The organism is Syntrophorhabdus sp. (assembly GCA_012719415.1).
Classification (GTDB): Bacteria; Desulfobacterota; Syntrophorhabdia; order Syntrophorhabdales; family Syntrophorhabdaceae; genus Delta-02.
Genome location: JAAYAK010000234.1, coordinates 1 through 17,861, shown reverse-complemented (window position 1 = coordinate 17,861; position 17,861 = coordinate 1). Strand labels below are relative to the sequence as shown.

At 59.5% G+C, this 17,861-nt stretch carries 19 protein-coding genes; 9 read left to right on the top strand and 10 right to left on the bottom strand.

The genetic code is table 11. The features are described from left to right. The 4 genes from GXX82_13795 to GXX82_13780 all read right to left on the bottom strand — a co-directional run. Window positions 1-1,589, bottom strand: a 1,589-nt coding sequence (locus GXX82_13795) for a HAMP domain-containing protein (GenBank protein ID NLT24110.1), incomplete at its 3' end; no start/stop codon positions are given. A gap of 150 nt (window positions 1,590-1,739) precedes the next feature. Continuing rightward, window positions 1,740-2,687, bottom strand: coding sequence for a biotin-dependent carboxyltransferase (locus GXX82_13790; GenBank protein ID NLT24109.1), 948 nt, complete (start codon window positions 2,685-2,687; stop codon window positions 1,740-1,742). After that, complete coding sequence (gene pxpB / locus GXX82_13785) at window positions 2,684-3,325, bottom strand: 5-oxoprolinase subunit PxpB (GenBank protein ID NLT24108.1); 642 nt, start codon at window positions 3,323-3,325, stop codon at window positions 2,684-2,686. The genes GXX82_13790 and pxpB overlap by 4 nt, the downstream gene beginning before the upstream one ends. A 4-nt stretch (window positions 3,326-3,329) precedes the next feature. Next, a complete protein-coding gene (locus tag GXX82_13780) occupies window positions 3,330-4,109 on the bottom strand; it encodes a LamB/YcsF family protein (protein ID NLT24107.1) in 780 nt (259 codons plus the stop codon). Window positions 4,110-4,212: 103 nt separating this feature from the next. On the opposite strand from GXX82_13780, the gene GXX82_13775 reads away from it, so the two are divergent. The 5 genes from GXX82_13775 to gpmA all read left to right on the top strand — a co-directional run bounded on the left by GXX82_13775 (window position 4,213) and on the right by gpmA (window position 8,451). Beyond that, a complete protein-coding gene (locus GXX82_13775; GenBank protein ID NLT24106.1) occupies window positions 4,213-4,638 on the top strand; it encodes a hypothetical protein in 426 nt (141 codons plus the stop codon). Between the two features lie 8 nt (window positions 4,639-4,646). Continuing rightward, window positions 4,647-5,717, top strand: coding sequence for a DUF898 domain-containing protein (locus tag GXX82_13770; protein ID NLT24105.1), 1,071 nt, complete (start codon window positions 4,647-4,649; stop codon window positions 5,715-5,717). Continuing rightward, window positions 5,714-6,763 carry a M48 family metallopeptidase gene (locus tag GXX82_13765; protein ID NLT24104.1) on the top strand — a complete coding sequence of 350 codons (1,050 nt, stop codon included), beginning with the start codon at window positions 5,714-5,716 and terminating at the stop codon, window positions 6,761-6,763. The genes GXX82_13770 and GXX82_13765 overlap by 4 nt, the downstream gene beginning before the upstream one ends. Before the next feature lie 82 nt (window positions 6,764-6,845). After that, window positions 6,846-7,742 (top strand): TraB/GumN family protein, encoded by an 897-nt coding sequence (locus GXX82_13760; GenBank protein ID NLT24103.1) that lies wholly within the window; start codon window positions 6,846-6,848, stop codon window positions 7,740-7,742. A gap of 22 nt (window positions 7,743-7,764) precedes the next feature. Next, window positions 7,765-8,451, top strand: coding sequence for a 2,3-diphosphoglycerate-dependent phosphoglycerate mutase (gpmA, locus tag GXX82_13755; GenBank protein NLT24102.1), 687 nt, complete (start codon window positions 7,765-7,767; stop codon window positions 8,449-8,451). A gap of 126 nt (window positions 8,452-8,577) precedes the next feature. Here gpmA and GXX82_13750 read toward each other — a convergent pair whose 3' ends face one another. Together GXX82_13750 and GXX82_13745 are read right to left on the bottom strand one after the other, a co-directional pair. Further along, window positions 8,578-9,540, bottom strand: coding sequence for an MBL fold metallo-hydrolase (locus GXX82_13750; GenBank protein NLT24101.1), 963 nt, complete (start codon window positions 9,538-9,540; stop codon window positions 8,578-8,580). Window positions 9,541-9,672: 132 nt separating this feature from the next. Beyond that, window positions 9,673-11,826, bottom strand: coding sequence for a PAS domain-containing protein (locus GXX82_13745; GenBank protein NLT24100.1), 2,154 nt, complete (start codon window positions 11,824-11,826; stop codon window positions 9,673-9,675). Between the two features lie 152 nt (window positions 11,827-11,978). Here GXX82_13745 and GXX82_13740 point away from each other — a divergent pair, with 152 nt between their 5' ends. After that, window positions 11,979-12,707 carry an alpha/beta hydrolase gene (locus GXX82_13740; protein NLT24099.1) on the top strand — a complete coding sequence of 243 codons (729 nt, stop codon included), beginning with the start codon at window positions 11,979-11,981 and terminating at the stop codon, window positions 12,705-12,707. Window positions 12,708-12,829: 122 nt separating this feature from the next. Here the strand turns inward: GXX82_13740 and GXX82_13735 are convergent, their stop codons facing one another. Next, window positions 12,830-13,039 (bottom strand): hypothetical protein, encoded by a 210-nt coding sequence (locus tag GXX82_13735; GenBank protein ID NLT24098.1) that lies wholly within the window; start codon window positions 13,037-13,039, stop codon window positions 12,830-12,832. A gap of 71 nt (window positions 13,040-13,110) precedes the next feature. Continuing rightward, window positions 13,111-13,272 carry a hypothetical protein gene (locus tag GXX82_13730; protein NLT24097.1) on the bottom strand — a complete coding sequence of 54 codons (162 nt, stop codon included), beginning with the start codon at window positions 13,270-13,272 and terminating at the stop codon, window positions 13,111-13,113. A gap of 29 nt (window positions 13,273-13,301) precedes the next feature. On the opposite strand from GXX82_13730, the gene GXX82_13725 reads away from it, so the two are divergent. Genes GXX82_13725 through GXX82_13715 form a run of 3 tightly spaced genes read left to right on the top strand, consistent with a single transcriptional unit; the run spans window position 13,302 to window position 16,857 of the window. Beyond that, entirely contained in the window at window positions 13,302-14,240 is a 939-nt protein-coding gene (locus GXX82_13725) for a MoxR family ATPase (GenBank protein ID NLT24096.1), read from the top strand. Further along, window positions 14,240-15,448 (top strand): DUF58 domain-containing protein, encoded by a 1,209-nt coding sequence (locus tag GXX82_13720; protein ID NLT24095.1) that lies wholly within the window; start codon window positions 14,240-14,242, stop codon window positions 15,446-15,448. The genes GXX82_13725 and GXX82_13720 overlap by 1 nt, the downstream gene beginning before the upstream one ends. Further along, window positions 15,445-16,857, top strand: a complete 1,413-nt coding sequence (locus GXX82_13715; protein NLT24094.1) for a DUF4129 domain-containing protein — start codon at window positions 15,445-15,447, stop codon at window positions 16,855-16,857. The genes GXX82_13720 and GXX82_13715 overlap by 4 nt, the downstream gene beginning before the upstream one ends. Here the strand turns inward: GXX82_13715 and GXX82_13710 are convergent. Next, window positions 16,841-17,032: a DUF465 domain-containing protein gene (locus GXX82_13710; GenBank protein NLT24093.1), complete on the bottom strand. Its 192-nt coding sequence runs from the start codon at window positions 17,030-17,032 to the stop codon at window positions 16,841-16,843. The genes GXX82_13715 and GXX82_13710 overlap by 17 nt on opposite strands. Window positions 17,033-17,270: 238 nt before the next feature. Continuing rightward, window positions 17,271-17,861 (bottom strand): hypothetical protein (locus tag GXX82_13705; protein ID NLT24092.1); only part of this gene is annotated, 591 nt, incomplete at its 5' end.

Here is a 17,861-nt window from a genome sequence, read left to right as displayed (position 1 = left end):
TTGTAGATTCCGCAGCCGATGTAGACGTCGCCTACTCGCTGGCAGTAGGTGGTCTTTTCCAGGATCTTGCCGGTCACGGGGTTTATCCACTTGTAGTCCACCCAGCCCTTGCCTTTCGTCTTTGCGACTTCGCTGATCTCCTTTATGAAGAACTTGCCATCGGCGTCCTTCAGTTCGTGCATCTCCTTGCCGACGAGCTTGGGATTCTGCCCGTGGGCCTCAGTGATACCCTCGATGGTGTTCACGAAGATGTACAGGTCGCCCTTCACGAACCGGCCGTGTGGATCGCTCATCTCCTGGTAGGCCTTCTTTCTGTCGTTCGCGTTCTTGAGATACTCGGCCGCCTTCTCGACAAAGAGCACGGCCTCTTCCTTGCTGGCGGTGCTTTCCCGGGACTGATCGCGGCTCTGCAGCTTGAACTGATTGGCAAGCTTGTTGAGTTCCACCGACAGATTGGACAGGTTCGATGAGGCGTCGGCATTCTCGGCAATGTTCTTTGCCGCCGTGTCCATGATCTTCGATATCTTCTGGATGTTGTTGTTGATCTCGTTCGTTGTCGCGCTCTGTTCTTCCGACGCGACCGCTATCTGGTTTATCTGCGATGCCAGGGCGTTGATCTGGTTCAGGATCTCTTTGAGGGCACTGCCCGATTTCGCCGTTTCGTTGTTGCCTATCTCGACCTCTTTTACCCCGCCCTCCATGGAAACGACGGCGTTCTTCATCTCGTTCTGCATCGTCTGTATCGTGTCTCCGATCTGCTTTGTCGCGGCTGTCGTTCTTTCCGCCAGCTTGCGGACCTCGTCGGCGACAACGGCGAACCCCCGGCCGTGCTCACCGGCCCGGGCCGCCTCGATGGCGGCATTGAGAGCGAGAAGGTTCGTCTGTTCCGCGATGTCGTTGATGATCCCGGCGATCTCGCCGATCTGGTCGGAACGTTCTCCCAGCTTATGGATGATAAGGGCCGACTCCTTGACGCGCTCGTCGATGCGGCCCATGCTCCGGATGATCTCCTGTATGATGTTCTCCCCCGTCACGGCTGAATTGTTTGCTATCTCGGAGCTTTTTGCCGCTGAAATGCAGTTGTTCGTTATCTCCGTTGCCGTTGCCGACATCTCCTCGCTGGCCGTCGCGACGGATGTGATCTCCGTCAGGACGACGTCAGCCCCCCGCGCCATCTGGCTCGCTGTCGCGTCGAGGGTATTGACGGCGAAGGATATCTGGCTGCTCCTGTCCGCGACCCCGGAGAGAGCATCGCTGAAGCGCTCAACGAAGCTGTTGAAGTTTCTTCCCATAACACCGAACTCGCCGCTCGACGCCTCTTCGAGTCTCCTGGTGAGGTCGCCTTTCGAGAGGCCCTCGAAGGACTCCGAGATCTCACGGAAAGGCCCCCGCACAAGCCGGGTCATGACGTATGCCGATGCCAGGACGACAACCACCGCGGCGGCCATGACGGCGAAAATGACAGGATTCACTGAACCGGGAAAGAAGAGATAGAAGGCAATGCCTGAGGCAGCGATCAGGGTCGCTGCCACGACAGGTGAAACAAGCATCTTTTGTGTAATGCTCAAATTGCGCATGAATTCTTTCACAATACAACCCTCCTTTTTTTTGTTCTCCCTTGCACTTTTATCGAAAGATGTGAAGAAAGGTTAAGAAGAAGACAGGTAATGGGTCATAGGCCATGGGTAATGGGGAAATCTTCCTATCACCTATAACCTATGACCTATTACCTGTCCTCTTTACTGTTTCTTGCAGTAAAAAGAACGCGCGTCCCTTCCCGCCCTCCAGAGGCGCTCGGCCTCGGCGATATCGATGGAGCTCAGGACGACCCTGTCCCCTGGTCTTATCTGGGCCAGCGCGTCCATGTCCGCGTCCGCCACCGTTGCCAGCCGGGCGTAGCCTCCGACGGTCCGCTCCGCGAGGGTGATGATGGGGTGCCCATCGGGCGGGACCTGGATGGTTCCCGGCAGGAGGCCCTCGGATATGATGCTCTGCTCCGCGTCGTCCCGGAAGATGAGCGGGTCCCCTTCAAGGCGAATACCCGTCCGGTTGAGCCTCGAGGTGGCCTTGAAAAGAACCGTTTCCTTCCGCTTCGCCAGGAATCTGACCGACCCGGGCGCGAAACGGTCGGCCTCGGGGCCGGTGATGACCCTGATCAGGTGGGGCTCCCGCGTGGAGGGTATCATTGTTTCGGGAACGGTCAGGAGCCCGGCGGGTTCACGGATGTCCCGCAATGTCAGCCTGTCTCCCTTCATGAGGGGCCTGCCGTGAAAACCGCCGAAGGTACATTCGAGATTTGTCGTTGAGCTGCCCATCACGGGTTCCACATCGATGACGCCCGAGAACGCCACGTAATACCGCAACCCCTCCAGAACCTCCGCGACCCGCAGGACACCGCCCTTCTTCGCGTGAACGGCCGACCAGGGACGCAGGGGCTCACCTTCGAAAGCGGCCTTGACCTTCGCTCCCGTGATGGCAAAGGTCATCTCTTCCAGGATACGCAACCTGAGGTCGTTTCCCATGACCTCGATGAGGGGTGCATCCTCGGGTATGCCGACGAGATAGCGCGCAATCGCCGAGGCATGGCGATCGAGCTCCCGGGAAGACGGGACACCTATGTGTCCGTAGCCCTGCCTGCCGCGGTCCACAACGATGGACAGAAAACCCGGACTGAGAACCTCTATCATACCCGCACGAACCTCACGATATCACCAAAATTGAGAAGACTGAAAGGCGGATTCAGATGATCGAAGAGCCTGACCATGGTCCTGCCGATGATCCGCCAGCCCGCCGGCGACTCGAAGGGATAGATCCCGGTCTGAAGCTGGGCGATGCCCACCGAACCCTGGGGAACCTTGAGGACGGGTGTCTCCTGCCGCGGCACATAGATCCTCCTGTCGAGCGGACCGAGATAGGGAAATCCGGGCATGAAACCCAGGGCATGGACACGGTAGGTGGCCCGTGAGTGGATCTCCACGACCTCATCGGGGGAAAGCCCCGAATAGGAGCAGACGAAATCCATGTCCGGCCCGTAGTCACCTCCGTACATGACGGGAATCTCGACCCGCTGCACATCGGGAAGAGGCATCCTTCGCCAATCGTCCTCCATTGCCTTAAGCATTTCCGTGAGGTCTTCGAAGCGGGCGCGATCCCTGTCGAAGTGGATAAGACAGGACCTGAAGGAGGGGATGATCTCGGTAATGCCGGGGATGCCGAGAGAGCTCGTGTAAAGGAAGAAACGGCGCACCGATTCATGGGTCGCGTCGTCGATCGCCTGCCCGAAGATGACCCTGATACCCTGTTCACCGAAGCGTTCGATATCCATGAGATCACACGAAAGAGACGAGGGGCCTGACCGCTATCCCCTCCCGGGCGGCATATTCCCGGATGAGCGGCGCGGCGAGGGCACTCTCTTTGTTGTCGCCATGAATACAGAGCGTGTCGATCTCGCAGGCTATCCGCCGCCCGTTCACGCTTTCTATGCACCCTTCCCTCACCATCCCTATCGCCCGACTGGCAATGATCCTGGCATCCTTTATCACCGCTCCCTCATGGCCGCGCGCGACGAGCGCCCCCTCTTCGGTATATGCCCGGTCGGGAAACGCCTCGAGGGCGACACGAACACCCGAAGACCGGAAGCGTTGCTTCAGTTCTCCCGAAGCCGGGGAGGCAAGCGTCACGAAGACGACATCACCGAAGGCCCCGCGAACCGCGCCCGCGATGTCGAGAAGGAGCTCTTCCTCCTGTGACACACGATTGTATAATGCGCCGTGAAGCTTCACATGCCGGAGGGGTATCCCCGCAAGGGATGTGAAGCCTCTCAGCGCTCCCACCTGGTAGATCACCCAGTCGATGATCTCGCCGCGCTCCATATCCATGCGGCGCCTCCCGAATCCCTGGAGGTCAGGGTAACCGGGGTGCGCTCCGGCCATGACACCGTATTGCTTGCAGAGCCACGCGGTTCTCCTCATCACTCCCGGATCCGAGGCATGAACACCACAGGCGATGTTCGCGGACGTCACATGGCGCATCACCTCCGCGTCATTCCCCATCACCCACGCCCCGAAGGACTCACCCACATCGCAGTTAAGATCGAACACACCACGCATAGTGCCCAATTCTACCAGAAAACCGCCCGCAAAGACAGTCCCGGCTTATGAAACCACGGAAGACCTTTACAACCTTTCCTGCTTCTGCTAAGTTTTGAAAGCTATGGCAAAGAAGGGTACAGGAACGGCTCGTCACAAGGGAAAGGCTGCTGACACCGACGCCGAAAGGACGCGGCTCAGGAGGTTCCTTTTCCTCTGGGCGCCCATCATCGTGATCGTCCTTGTCGGTATCTACGCCGCGGCCCTCGATCCCGCGAAACCAACGGGCAAAACAATGGAAGCGAGCATCGTCGGAAAGGAGACGACCGCCGGGGGGCAGTCGTCGTCGGCCATGTTCAGGGTGCGCGTCGACAACGGTGAGGAGGCCGTGATCTTCATCCCCGAGAGACAGGCACCGGCGCCCTCCGGTCGGGTCGTGGTGGAAGAATACACGACCACCCTTCTCAAGAAGAGAACGTACAGGTACCTGAGGAACCGGACAGGGCAGGAAGGTTCAAGGTCTCAAGCGTTCAAGGGTCCAAGAGTCTAAAGGAAAGGATGGAAACGGGAGAGCTGACCGGCGGGACGCCGGAGACTGCGCGGTACACGTTCCGGTTCAGGGGAACGGCGGGTGAGTATTTCAGGATCTGGATCGTGAACCTCTTCCTCACCGTCATCACTCTGGGGGTGTACGCCGCCTGGGCCAAGGTCCGCACCCGTCGGTACATCTGGGCCAATATCGACCTCGCCGGCCATCCCTTCACTTTCCACGGCAAACCCGCGGCGATCCTGCGGGGGAACGTGATCATCGCGGCGCTCTTCACCGCCTACATCGCCATGGAGCGGTTCGAACCCGCCTTCGCCGGCGTCCTGTTCGTTGTCTTCACGTTCGTCTTTCCCTTCCTTGTCTGCAAGTCCCTGCGTTTCAACGCTTACAACACGTCGTACAGGAATATCCGTTTTAACTTTCAGGGCAGGCTCCGGGAGAGCTACGAGACCTACCTTCTCTTTGCCGGCATCGTCCCCTTCACCCTATTCATCTTCTTCCCGGCCTGGCAGTTCTACAAGAAGAGGTTCTTCTTGGGCAACCTGGCATACGGCACGACGGAAAGCTCCTTCGATGGACGCAAAGGACCCTTCTACAAGGCCTACCTCCTGGCCGCGGTCCTGGGCGTCGCGGTCTTCATCGCGTTCTCCTCCATCGCTGCCTTCGGCGCCCACCGGCTTGCCACGGGTTCCTCGGCAGAGTGGGGACCCCTCAAGATCATTTATTCCCTGTTTTTCACGTACCTCCTCGGAGCCACGATCCTTTATACCCTCCAGGCGCTCGTTTACTCCATAACGATGAACCACTGCTGGGAAAAGACGCGGCTGGGAGAGATCCGGTTCGTGAGCACCCTTGCGGCACGCAGGCTCCTTTTCATACGGATCACCAACATGGCGGCCATATTCTGCTCGCTGGGGCTTCTGATTCCCTGGGCAAAGATACGCCGCACCCGGTACATTCTCGAGAACCTCGCCGTGGTCACCGCGCACGGACTCAACGGTTTCGCCGCCCGCGAAGCCTCGGAGACAACCGCCGTCGGCGATGCCGCTACGGATTTCGTCGGCATAGAGATAGGTCTATGACGCGCTTCGACGCTCATTTCTTCGATGGAGCAACATCCCGGGCCGTACCCGTGACCGTCGATTTCGACGGAGTGACCCTCACCTTCGGCAACGAGACAGAAGGCATCGCGATGCGGATGTCGATCATCGACTGTTCCATCGACCCTGCCATCGGCCGGACGAAGCGGTCCATCCGGTTGCCCGGCGGCGCCCTGCTCCAGACGGATAACCACGACGCGGCGAGGGTCCTGGAGAGGAGCCTCGGCCTGGGGCGCTCCTCAAGCCTCGTCCATACCCTCGAATCCCGCTGGAAGACTGTGGCGGCCTGCATGGTGTGCCTTGCTCTTGCCCTCTTCGCGCTCGTCTGGTACGCCATCCCCCACGCGGCGAGCCGCGTCGCCCGGATCCTCCCCCCGCAGGTCACGGCCTCCGCCAGCACAAGTACGCTCAAGATCCTCGACGCGCGTTTTCTGGGACCGAGCGGATTGACCGCAGAGCGGCGGGGTGAGATCCAAGACCTCTTCGGGGGCGTCGCCCGGAGCGTTGACCCGGAGGGAACGTCCGACTATACACTCACATTCCGGACCGGGAAGAAGATCGGCGCCAACGCCTTCGCTCTCCCTTCCGGAACCATAGTCGTCACAGACGAACTCGTTTCCCTCTCCGAAAGCGACGACGAGCTCGCCGCCATCTTCGCCCACGAGATAGCCCACGTGAAACATCGTCATGCCCTCAGGAACATCCTGCAGAGCACGGGCGTGTTCTTTCTCGTCACACTCCTTGCGGGAGATATGACATCGATAACCAGCTTTGCCGCCTTCCTCCCCACCCTGCTCATCGAAAGCGGCTACTCGCGGGAGTTCGAGAGGGAGGCCGACCAGGCGGCCGCCTCCTTTCTCATCGCGGGGGGCAGGGGGACCGCCCCTTTCCGGAAGATGCTGGAGAAGCTCGACATGAGCCAGCCCGGAGCGCTCAAGCTGGGTGTCTTCTCCACCCATCCCGAAACGAAGAAACGCATCGAGCACTTGAGAGAGCTGGAAAGGACGGGGGACACAGGGTCGAGATAACGCCGGACTTCCGTGCATCCTTTGTAAGGTTGCCCCGTTTCTGCTATAATGGTCGGGCATCCCAGTCTTGAATGAGGACACCATGAAGAAGACGATCCGCCTGTCACTGCCCGCCATTCTCATCCTTCTTTTCTTCACCGCCGCCATGCCGGCCCCCGCGCGGGCGGAAGGCGAGAAGCATTTCCTCTGGCAGGTACGAACGCCAACGGCCACGGTGTACCTGCTCGGCTCCGTCCATCTCATGAAAAAAGAGGCCTATCCCTTGAGCCCGGTGATCGAGGACGCCTTCGCGCGGTCCGATACCGTGGCCGTGGAGGCAAACATCAACGACATCGGTGAAGAAACCCTGGCAAGGCTCCGTGACCGGGGGTTCTACGGGGAAAACGACTCCATAGCCAACCACGTATCACGGGATACGTACGCCTACATCACCGCCGAGGCCGCCCGGCTCGGCTTTCCCCTGCCTGCCCTCAACCGGCAGAGACCATGGTTCCTTGCGATAACCATGTCATCAATAGAACTCGCAGGGACCGGTTACGATCCACGCTACGGCATCGACAAGCACTTCCTGACACGGGCGGCGGGAAAGAAAAGGATCGTGGAACTGGAGAGCATCGACTACCAGATCGATCTTCTCGCAGGGCTCCCCGACGGGGAGCAGGAATCTTTTCTCCTCTACGCCCTCCAAGACCTCAACACCCTCATTCAGCAGGCCGACACCCTGATGGCCGCCTGGAGAAAGGGCGAGAGTGACCGGATCGCGGAGATGCTTGAAAGGTCGGTGGGTGATGACGAAACGCTCAAAGTGGTCTACCGCAAGATCATGACCGACAGGAACAGGAACATGGCGGGGAAGATCGTTCAGCACCTCAAAGCCCCCGGGATCCTCTTCGTGATCGTGGGCGCGGGACACCTCGTGGGCGACGCAGGCATCGTCGAGCTTCTGAGGAAGGAAGGGTTCGCGGTGGAACAACTATAATAATGATAAAGGAGCTGTACAGATGACCAGGATCGTTCTATTGCGGCACGGGGAAAGTCAGTGGAACCTGGAGAACAGGTTCACCGGCTGGACGGACATCGACCTCTCCGAGAAGGGGGTGGAAGAGGCGCGGCAGGCCGGACGTTCACTGAGAGAGGCAGGTTTCGTCTTCGACGTGGCCTTCACGTCGGTGCTGAAGAGGGCCATACGGACCCTCTGGATCGTCCTCGAGGAACTCGACCGCATGTGGATACCGCAGCGCAAGTCCTGGAGGCTGAACGAACGCCATTACGGTGCCCTGCAGGGCCTCAACAAGGCCGAAACAGCGGTCGAGTATGGAGAAGAGCAGGTCCGACTGTGGCGGCGCAGTTACGATGTGCCCCCTCCTCCCCTCGAGCGCCGGGACAAACGTTTCTGCGGCAACGACCCCCGGTACGACGCCCTCGCTCCGGAAGAGCTGCCCGTCTCCGAAAGCCTGAAGGATACCGCCACGCGTGTGATACCCTACTGGGAAGGGACCATAGTCCCCGTTCTCGCCCGGGGTGCCAGGATCATCGTATCGGCTCACGGCAACAGCCTGCGTTCTCTCGTCAAGCACCTCGACAACATCCCCGACGAGGATGTCCCGGCCCTTGAGATACCCACCGGCAAACCCCTCGTCTACGAATTCTCACAGGACCTGAAACCGACGAAACATTATTATCTTTAGAAACGGTGTTAAGTTTTAGGTTTTAGGTTTTAGGTGAAAGAATAAAAGAAACGGTGTTAAGTTTTAGGTTTTAGGTTTTAGGTGAAAGAAAAAAAGTCTTTAACTTAAAACTTAATAACTTAAAACTTAACACGGTCTTTGAATTTCTATCTCCATCCCGTCATAGGCCAGATCTGCGGTCATGGTGCTTTGGGGGTCATAGATCTTGAGGTAGCGTCTCGTGTCGTTGAGGAAGGTTTCGAGGGCCAGGTCGTCGACGGTGGGTTCGTTGTGAAAGAGGACGAGGCGCCTGACTCCCGCCTTCGCTCCCAGTTCCACGGCGACGATGTTGTTCGAATGACCCCAGTTCTCCTTGACGGAAAAGGCGTCGAGGAGGGGATACTGGGCATCGATGATGACGAGGTCCGCATCCCGGAAGAATTCCATGAACCGGCGCTCATCGGCAGACCCCTCTTCAAGGTGTTCGCTGTCGGTGGAATAAACAACGCTTTTGCCCCCGGCTTCGAAACGGTAGCCGTAGGAATCGCCTGGATGGTTCTGAGATATGACCTCCACCTGAAAACCCGCGATCTCGTACTGCCCGCCGGGCTCAAGCCTCTTGAAGCTCATGTCAGCCTTCACGGGAAGGGGGACATTGGCATGTCGCCTCTGGTAATCGAGGGCAGCCTCCATGTCGGAATGGCCGCCGTAGACCACGATCCTGTTGCCCTCCACGTAAAGGGGCATAAAAAAGGGAAATCCCTGGATATGGTCCCAGTGGAGATGGGACAGAACAATGTGAAAGACCCTGCCCCCGGGGCCAGTGCCCGGCGCGATGCCAAGCCTGCGGGAAAGGTCCCTGATCCCCGTTCCGGCGTCGCAGATCACGCGCCCCCTTTCACCCGTTATCTCAACACAGGGCGTGTTCGTGCCGTAGTGACCGGCCAGGGAGAAGGGAACTACTTTCTCCACAAACCCCCGGATATCGTCTTCACTCGCGAAACGTTCCCCCTTGAGGCTCTTCAAAGCCCCGAGTATCTTCCGTCTCAGCTCCAGCGTGTTCGCGGCCGCGGGCAGAGACCCCCGCGTTCCCAGGAAATTCACCTTCATCAAGACCTCCGTCCCGGCCATGGCGCGCAGCCTGGAATATCAATACAATAGTCGCGAGAAGGTGAAATTACAAGGAAAATCCGGGAACGAGCCCGACGGCAGCGGACCCCGCAGGATCACGGATCCCGACCGTCACTGCACGGCCCCCACATCGAGCACGGCGCGGATCACCCCCGCCAGGTCCTCCTTCGAAAGGGGTTTCATGACGAACGCCCTGATGCCCGCATCCTTCGCGATCTGTTGCGATACGGTCGCGCTGTGACCCGTGCAGAGGATGATGGGGATATCCTGCCGTATACCCAGGAAATGCTTTGCCAGATTGAGGCCGGTGATCCCCGGCATGATCTGGTCGGTGATAACGAGGTCGAAAGAGGCGGGATCGGACGAGAATATCCTCAACGCCTGAGCGCTGTCCGTCACCGCCGTCACCCGGTAGCCGAGGGACTCCAGAAGATCGTGGCCCAGCTCGACGAGGAGGTCCTCGTCGTCCACGAATAGCACCCTCTCCGTTCCGCCGGGAACGCCGCGAGAAACGGAGACCTCCGACTCCGGACCCGGGCCGGCCTCCGGCAGAAGGACACGAAAGGTGGAACCCACGTGCGGTTCGCTCTCGACGGTGATCGTCCCACCGAGGCTTTTGACGATCCCGTACACGACGGCAAGGCCCATGCCCGTGCCCTCACCTGTCTTGCGGGTGGTGAAGAAAGGTTCGAAGACGCGCTTCATCACATCGGGGGTCATGCCGTCTCCCGTATCCGTCACCACGAGTTCCAGGTATCTGCCCGGCTTCATACCAGGGTCCCCGAGCGGGAGAGGAGCCGTGAGATAGACCTCATTCAAAGAGATACGGAGAGTCCCTCCCTTCTCCATCATCGCTCGCGCGGCATTGGTGGCAAGGTTCATGATGATCTGCTCCAGTTCGATGGCGGAAGCCTTGATCTGATCCGCAACGGACCTCGCATCGACAACGATCTGGACGGTGGCGGGAAGAGATGCCCTGAGGAGATTGCACGTCTCGTTGATGACGGGAGACAGGGGGATGGGTACCCTCACGTGGTCGCCCTTCCGGGAAAAGGTGAGGATCTGTTTTATGAGGTCCCGTCCCCTGAGGGAAGCCCTGAGGATCCTTCTGACGTATTCCCGCAGATGGCTGTCCTCGGGGAGGTCTTCCTCGACCATTTCCGTGAACCCGATGATCCCGGCAAGGATGTTGTTGAAGTCATGGGCGATCCCTCCCGCGAGGGTGCCGATGGCCTCCATCTTCTGAGATTGCCTGAGACGCTCTTCAAGGGACCGGCGCTCCTCGGTCTCGCACGTGAGCGACCGGTAGGCCTTTTCAAGTTGTGCCGTCCGCTCAAGGACGCGCTCCTCGAGTTCGTCATGGGCCTTAAGCAGCGCCTCCTCGGCGCGCTTGCGGTCGGTGATATCCCGCGAGGTGTTGGCGAAATACAGGGGCGCGCCGGTTTCGGGGTCGTGGATGAGAAAGATCATGGCATAGACGTATATGATCTCGCCGGTCGTGAGATTGCGATACTGCAATTCTCCCTCCCAGGAACCCTTCTCCGTAAGAGCCGGTATCGCCTCATCAAGGACCTTGTCTCTGAAAGGCTGATGCACGATTTCCAGAGCGTCCATGCCGATCATCCTTTCCGGGGACGATCCCACCATTCTGGCGCCCGTTTCGTTGACGTAGACGATCTGCCTGTCGAGCGTGGCGAGACCCACAAGTTCGCTGGAGTGCCGGACCACCGCGGCAAGCTTGGTCAACTCCGCCTCCAGCCGCTTGCGCTCCGATATCTCTATTCCCATCCCGCCCACGTATCGCCTGCCCGAGGAATCCCGGAAGGGAAAGCGGAAGTTCCACCACCAGGAGCGGCTGCCATCGGGATTGGCAGTCTCTTCGACGACGTCCACGGTCCTCTCCGCGCCGAGAACGGCAACGTCGCTCTCCCGAAACCTTGCGGCCATTTCAGGAGGCCATAGTTCAAAGTCGGTCTTGCCGTACCAGTCCTTCGAACCATCGTAGAACCTCTGTCGCAGGGCACGGTTGAGGTAGACGTGGCGCCCCTCGTCGTCCTTGAGCCAGGCTATGGCGGGGCCGTTGTCCATGAAGGCCCGGAACAGCTCCGGGAAAGCGTCCACGTTCGGCGTTCCCGTCTCACGGGGAACCGCACAGCGGGGTGGTCTTCGCTCCCGGCTTGTCCGTGCGGATGCCCCCGCGCGGGGCATCTTTGTCTTTTCTCCCCGCCGGGCCGGCGGTTTCGGCCCTGGATCGCCCCTCTGCATGGAACACTCCTTCAAACGAGTCTGAGACTTCATCGGAGTTCATGTCATTTATTTCCACTATATCCCGGTTTTTCCGTCTGCGCAAGCAATTCCCGTCCATCTCTGGAATTTCTTTACCAAATCCTCTATACTGTCTGCCACGGGAGGCGATCATGAACATAGAGACATACGGCAGTGGTGTCCCCATCGTCTTTATCCATGGCGCGGGAGGCTCGGCGTTATCCTGGCTTCCCCAGAAGGTGTATTTCGAAAGGTCGAACCAGGTGATCCTCATCGATCTGCCGGGCCATGGCGGGTCGGGCGGCTCATCGTCGGATTCCATAGACGCTTACGCCGAGGCCCTCGGCAACGCCCTTGATTCCATGGGCGGCAGCCCGGCATACATCGCAGGTCATTCCATGGGCGGCGCCGTGGCGATGCAACTTGCAGTATCCCGACCGCCTCTCGCAAGGGGGCTCATCCTCATCGGGACCGGCGCAAGACTCAAGGTCCATCCCGAGATTCTGCAGGGTATCCTCAGGGACAAGGAGGCAACGGCCCGGACGATCCTGGATACGGCGTTCTCCGACGTGGTTCCTTCCGCGCTCAAAGACAAGGTGTTCACGGACTACATGAAGAACGATGCCCTGACCATCTTCAACGACTTCACCGCCTGCAACGCTTTCGACCTCATGGGAGGACTCGATGCGCTGACGGTCCCCACTCTCGTCATCTGCGGCACGGCCGATCGCTTCACACCCCCCAAATACTCACACTATCTCGCCGCCAACATACCGGGAGCACGTTTTGAGCTCATCGCCGACGCAGGCCACATGGTCATGCTGGAAAAACCGGCCGAGGTGAATGCGGCCATCGACAGGTTCGTGAACACGCGGAAGTAAGGTTCAACCTTTCAGTGTCCTTCCCATGAACTCTTGAACCCTTGACCTCTTGAACTTTCTTTATTGTGCCGTCTCCTAAAGTGGAACACCTGTGCAGGAAAATGGGACTTTGAAGAAGGGATTCAGCGCTTTCCCGACGTTGGAGACCCGTTATCCGGGACGTAAAACCTGGAACCTGGAACCTGGAACCTGGAACTGTCTTTTCCGGACATTAGGTTGAGCAGATGCTTCACCATGTCAAGCCTCTCAGGCACCGTCAAGCCGAGATAGAAGGCACTTCCCATCAAAACGCTTATGATCTCCCTGACAAGTATCCTGTCCAGCATATCCATGCTCCCCGCTTCTGAAAAGCAATATCCATGCCAGACCTATGGGTGACGGCTCGCCCGCCTTGAAGCTCCCGCTACCACCTGTACCGTATTCCCACAGACCCCAGTTGCCCGCTCTGGTCGCCGGAGAGGAAGGCGTCATAGGAAATGTAAAGGCTCATGCGTGTGAAGATCACACCCCTTCCACAATCGGCTCCGCCTATGCTATACTCTTCACGGTTTTGAAACATCTCCATACTACAATCCCTGTCCCGGAGAGCCTGTTATGCCCTACGATCTGTGCAGAACCATCATCGACAACATGTCCCGCGTCATCGTCGGCAAGGAAAGGTCCATCGAACTGCTCATGGTGGCGCTTCTCGCCGACGGCCATGTCCTTCTCGAGGACATCCCCGGCGTCGGCAAGACGCTCATAGCGAAATCCCTGGCGAAGAGCATAGGCGCGACCTTCAAGAGGGTGCAGTTCACGCCTGACCTTTTGCCGTCGGACATCACAGGCTTTAACGTCTACGACCAGCAGAAGGGGGAGTTCATCTTCCAGTTCGGGCCTGTCATGACCCATGTTCTCCTGGCGGACGAGATAAACCGCACCATTCCCCGGACGCAGTCGAGCCTCCTCGAGAGCATGGAGGAGAGACAGGTAACCGTCGACGGAAAGACGTACCCTCTTCCCCACCCCTTCTTTGTCATGGCCACCCAGAACCCCATCGACCTCGAAGGGACGTTCCCCCTGCCCGAGGCCCAGCTCGACCGTTTTCTCCTGCGCGTGCGCCTCGGCTATCCGGGACAGGACGAAGAGGTGGCCATCCTGAGACGCTTCCAGGAGAACGACCCCCTGCGGGAGCTCGACGCAGTCGCGACACCCCGGGAGGTTGCCCATCTGCAGGAGATCCGAAAAGGCATTCGCGTTTCGGAGCCGGTCAGGAAATACATAACCGATGTGGTCCGTGCCACGCGCGACAACCCCGCCTGTAACCTGGGGGCAAGCCCCCGGGGGTCGCTCGGCCTCATGCGCGCGGGGCAGGCGATGGCCATACTAAGGAAGCGGGAATACGTCCTTCCCGACGATATCAAGGAACTGGCCCTCCCCGTCCTCGCCCATCGCCTCATACTCCACGAGGAGGTCCGGCTCCAGGGAAGGTCCCAGGAACAGGTTGTCGGCGAGATACTCGAGACCCTGCGCGTTCCCACCGAAGCGGATTGATGGAAGCGATCAGCCGGCGGCCCTCGAGCCTCTTCATAACCGTTCCCGCGCTCGTTCTGGGAGCACTTCTTCTCGTCACGGCGCTTGTCTACAAACAAAGGGACCTTACGATACTCACGCTCCTGATACTTTGCGCCGCGACGGGGGCGAAACTGTGGACTGCCTTCGGCCACAGGGGCACGCAATGCGCGACGGGCGCGGACAAAACAAGGGTCTTTCCGGGAAACCCGATCGAACTCACACTCACTCTCAGGAGCGCCACCTTTCTCCCTCTCTGGGTCCTCGCCGACATCCCCCTCAACGGCCTCTGCCTCGCCTCCGGCAATGGCGAAACGCATGTCGCAGGCGAGTCCGGCCTGTGGCGCGACACCGGAAACTTCCGGTGGGACGTGACGGCCCCGCGCCGCGGGCTCTTCCGTCCGGGACCCATCGGTCTCACCTGCGGCGATCTCTTCGGATTCTTCCCGAAGGAAAGCGAGGTGGACGACCCCCTGGAGATCATCGTCTATCCCCGGCTCGTTCCCCTTAAGGCCTTTTCGATCGTCCGCAGGGATTTCTTCGGCATTCCCGGGGATCAGAGTCCCGTGCGCGATCCCGTGTATATCCTTGGGACCCATGACTATCAGCACGGGCGGCCGGCGCGGTTCATACACTGGAAAGCGAGCGCCCGCAGGCACGTCCTGCAGGAGAAGGTCTTTGAGCCCACGGAACAGGAAAAGGTCCTCTTTGTCGTGGCAGTCGAGGATTTCGCCCTCTGCGGCGCAACGGACGCCTTTGAAAGGAGTCTCGAGGGTATAGCATCCATGGCGGCCCTCTTCGACAGGGAAGGTGTGGCGACGGGACTCGTCACGGACTCGGCGATCGAGGGAGAGAAAACCTTTTTCAGGTCTCTCAGGCGCGATGCCGGCCATCTGGGATCGCTCCTCGAGATCCTGGCGCGTGTCCGCATGGAGAAAGGGCGCGACCTTACCGAGGGGTTGCGGTCGATGAGCGCCCTGCCCTTCGGCGTTACCTGCCTGTGTTTCTCCCACCGGATGGACGGTTCCACCCGTGCGGTCGATGAGTATTTCAGAAGGCGCCGGGTGCCCGTCATTCACTATACCTGGACCCTGCCTTCCGCGGAAGTCACGGACGCTCGTCCGTCGGGGCGCGGCTTGGTCCGCTCAACCCGGGACCTCTTCGCGCAGAAGGGGGAAAACGAAGAATGAGAGGAGCTGAAATGGCACTTCTCGCCCTGTGCGGCGCCGTCCTCGACTTTGCGTGGCTGTACGCGTGGGCGGCGTTCTCCATGATATCGCTGGGAAGTGACGCTCCTGCCCCCTCAGATGCCGCGGCAATCTTCACCGGTGCCGCCTTGCTCACTCTCCTCGGCGCAGGGAGGGGCTTGAGGATCATCACCGTCGGACTTCTTCAGGGCGCGGGGATCATGGCGGCGGCGCTGTGGACTCTCTATGTCATAAGCGGCACGACGGGCCCGCTTCTGAACAGCCGGTGGATCACGGGCTTCTTCGGGGCATCCCACGGCGCCATGGAGTGGCTGGGGCTGGGCATCGCCCTCTTCTGGAGCACGGCCCTGTGGCTCAGCGGAGCCTTCTTCGCCGTGAGACCCCGAACCCACGAGAAGATCTGCTCCCGCTTCGACCTCGGTCTCGCGGCCTTCTTCGTCCTCGTCCTCATTAAACTGGCCCTGGCAGCAAAGGGAAACATACTCACCGGAGACACGATGACAGGCCTGCTGGCCCTTGTCTTTTTCTTTTTCGGCCTCGTGGCGATAGGGATGACAAGGACAGGTGGCAGGGGAAGGCCGGGCCTCGTGAGGGGCGGGCGCAGGATCGGCGTCGTCCTGGGGTTCATCTGCGCCGTCTTTCTCTCCGCCATGGGGCTCGTGGTCTTTTTCCAGCAGCCTCTCGCCCGGGCTGCCGGAGGCGGCTTTGGTCTCCTCAAGGACGGCGCGGCAACGGTGGGCGGGATCTTCCTGTGGTTCATCAAGCTCCTGTACATGCCGCGGCAGGGGAAACTCCGGGAAACTCCGGGAAACTCCGGGCCGAGCGGAACCGGCCACCTCTTCGCCGCTGACAGCGAACCGTGGATGGAAATGGTGGGCACGATACTGGCCTGGCTCTTCGGGACGGCTCTCGGTATCATCGTGCTTGTCGTGGCCGCGATGGCAGCGTTCTACGTGGTCAGATGGCTTCTTTCCCGAACGCAGAAAAAGACGGGAACCGGCAGACGCAACTGGCTCCTCCGCACTACCCCTCGGTTCCGGGACCTCCTCATCTTTCTCACCGGACGGGCCCGCAGGCTCCTCAGGCGACACAGGACGGCGGCAGACGTCTACCGGGCGCTCTCGGGATGGTCAAAGCGAAGCGGCATACGACGGGGCGGAAGCGAAACGACCCGGGAGTTCTCCTCACGGCTTTCGGGGGCATTCCCTTCCCTGGCAGACGAGATAGGATCCATCACGGAGGCCTTTAACAGGGAACTTTACGGACAGATGACGATCACCGGCGAACAGATGGCCCTCCTGAAGGCCAACCGGCGCAGGCTCGCCAGTCCCTCCCTCTGGCCGGCAAGACTCAGGACCCTCATCGCGGGACAGGTCACTCCTCGTTCCTGATTTTCTCCATCATGTCCTTGAAGTAGAGCTTCTTCTTCTTGAGAAGCTTCATCTCGAGCTCTTCATCCTCGGTCAGGTAGGGCTTCGCCTGAAGCATCTGAAGCTTTTCATCGAGCGACTTGTGGAGAATACGGGCTTCGTTGAAACGCTCTTCCTTGCTCTTTTTTTCTTCCATAGGCCTATAGTGTAAGCGGTGAGGGGGAAGGAGTAAAGAACAAAGAATAGATAGATAGATCGATCCAAAGATAATCAGGAAACAGAAATAACCAATTGACCAAATTCCAGTAACCAAAGAAAAAGGGCAGAACGGGCCGCCTGTGTTGTTTTTTTGGTTATTGGTTATTGTCTGTTTGTCTGGTCATTGGAATTTGGTTATTGGTCATTCCCTTTATCCATCCGTCATTTCACGGGAATCAGGGGCGCTTTAAGCCACGGAGGAGGGGGTTCCGGGATCGTTCGACAGCCTGCATCATCTCCATCACGTAGGCGGGGCGCAGGCCGTCGCGCCAGCGCGGATAGCCTCCGCGCCAGACATAGAGGATGAGGTCCTGAAAACCGGGCCTGTCAAAGAGATAGCCGCCGATGTTCACCGTGAGATGGGGATCGTCGCAGGTGATGGGAATGGCGCGCCTCCCTGCGTAGGGGGCTATCATCTCCTCGATGATGCCGCGGTTCTCAAAACCCTCCGGCTGCTGCCTGAACTTCTCCTCTTCGGCGGGGAAAGGGAACCGCCTGTACACCTCGCCGATGAACCCCCTGAACTCAATGCCGTGAATGGCTCCCATCAGGTTTCCGATGCGGCCCCGGTCAAGGGTGTAGGCATCGAGGTTGACCCTCGCCGGGCCGTCCCCCTCGAACGACGCCAGTTCGGAAACGGCCGCCGAGAAGTCGTCGGCAAAGAAGAAGTGCACGTCGAGGAGCAGCATGTCCGTCTCGATATTGAAAAAACCGAACGCCACCTCTCCATGGCTCAAGGAATGGAAGGCAAGGGGCATAAGACCTCC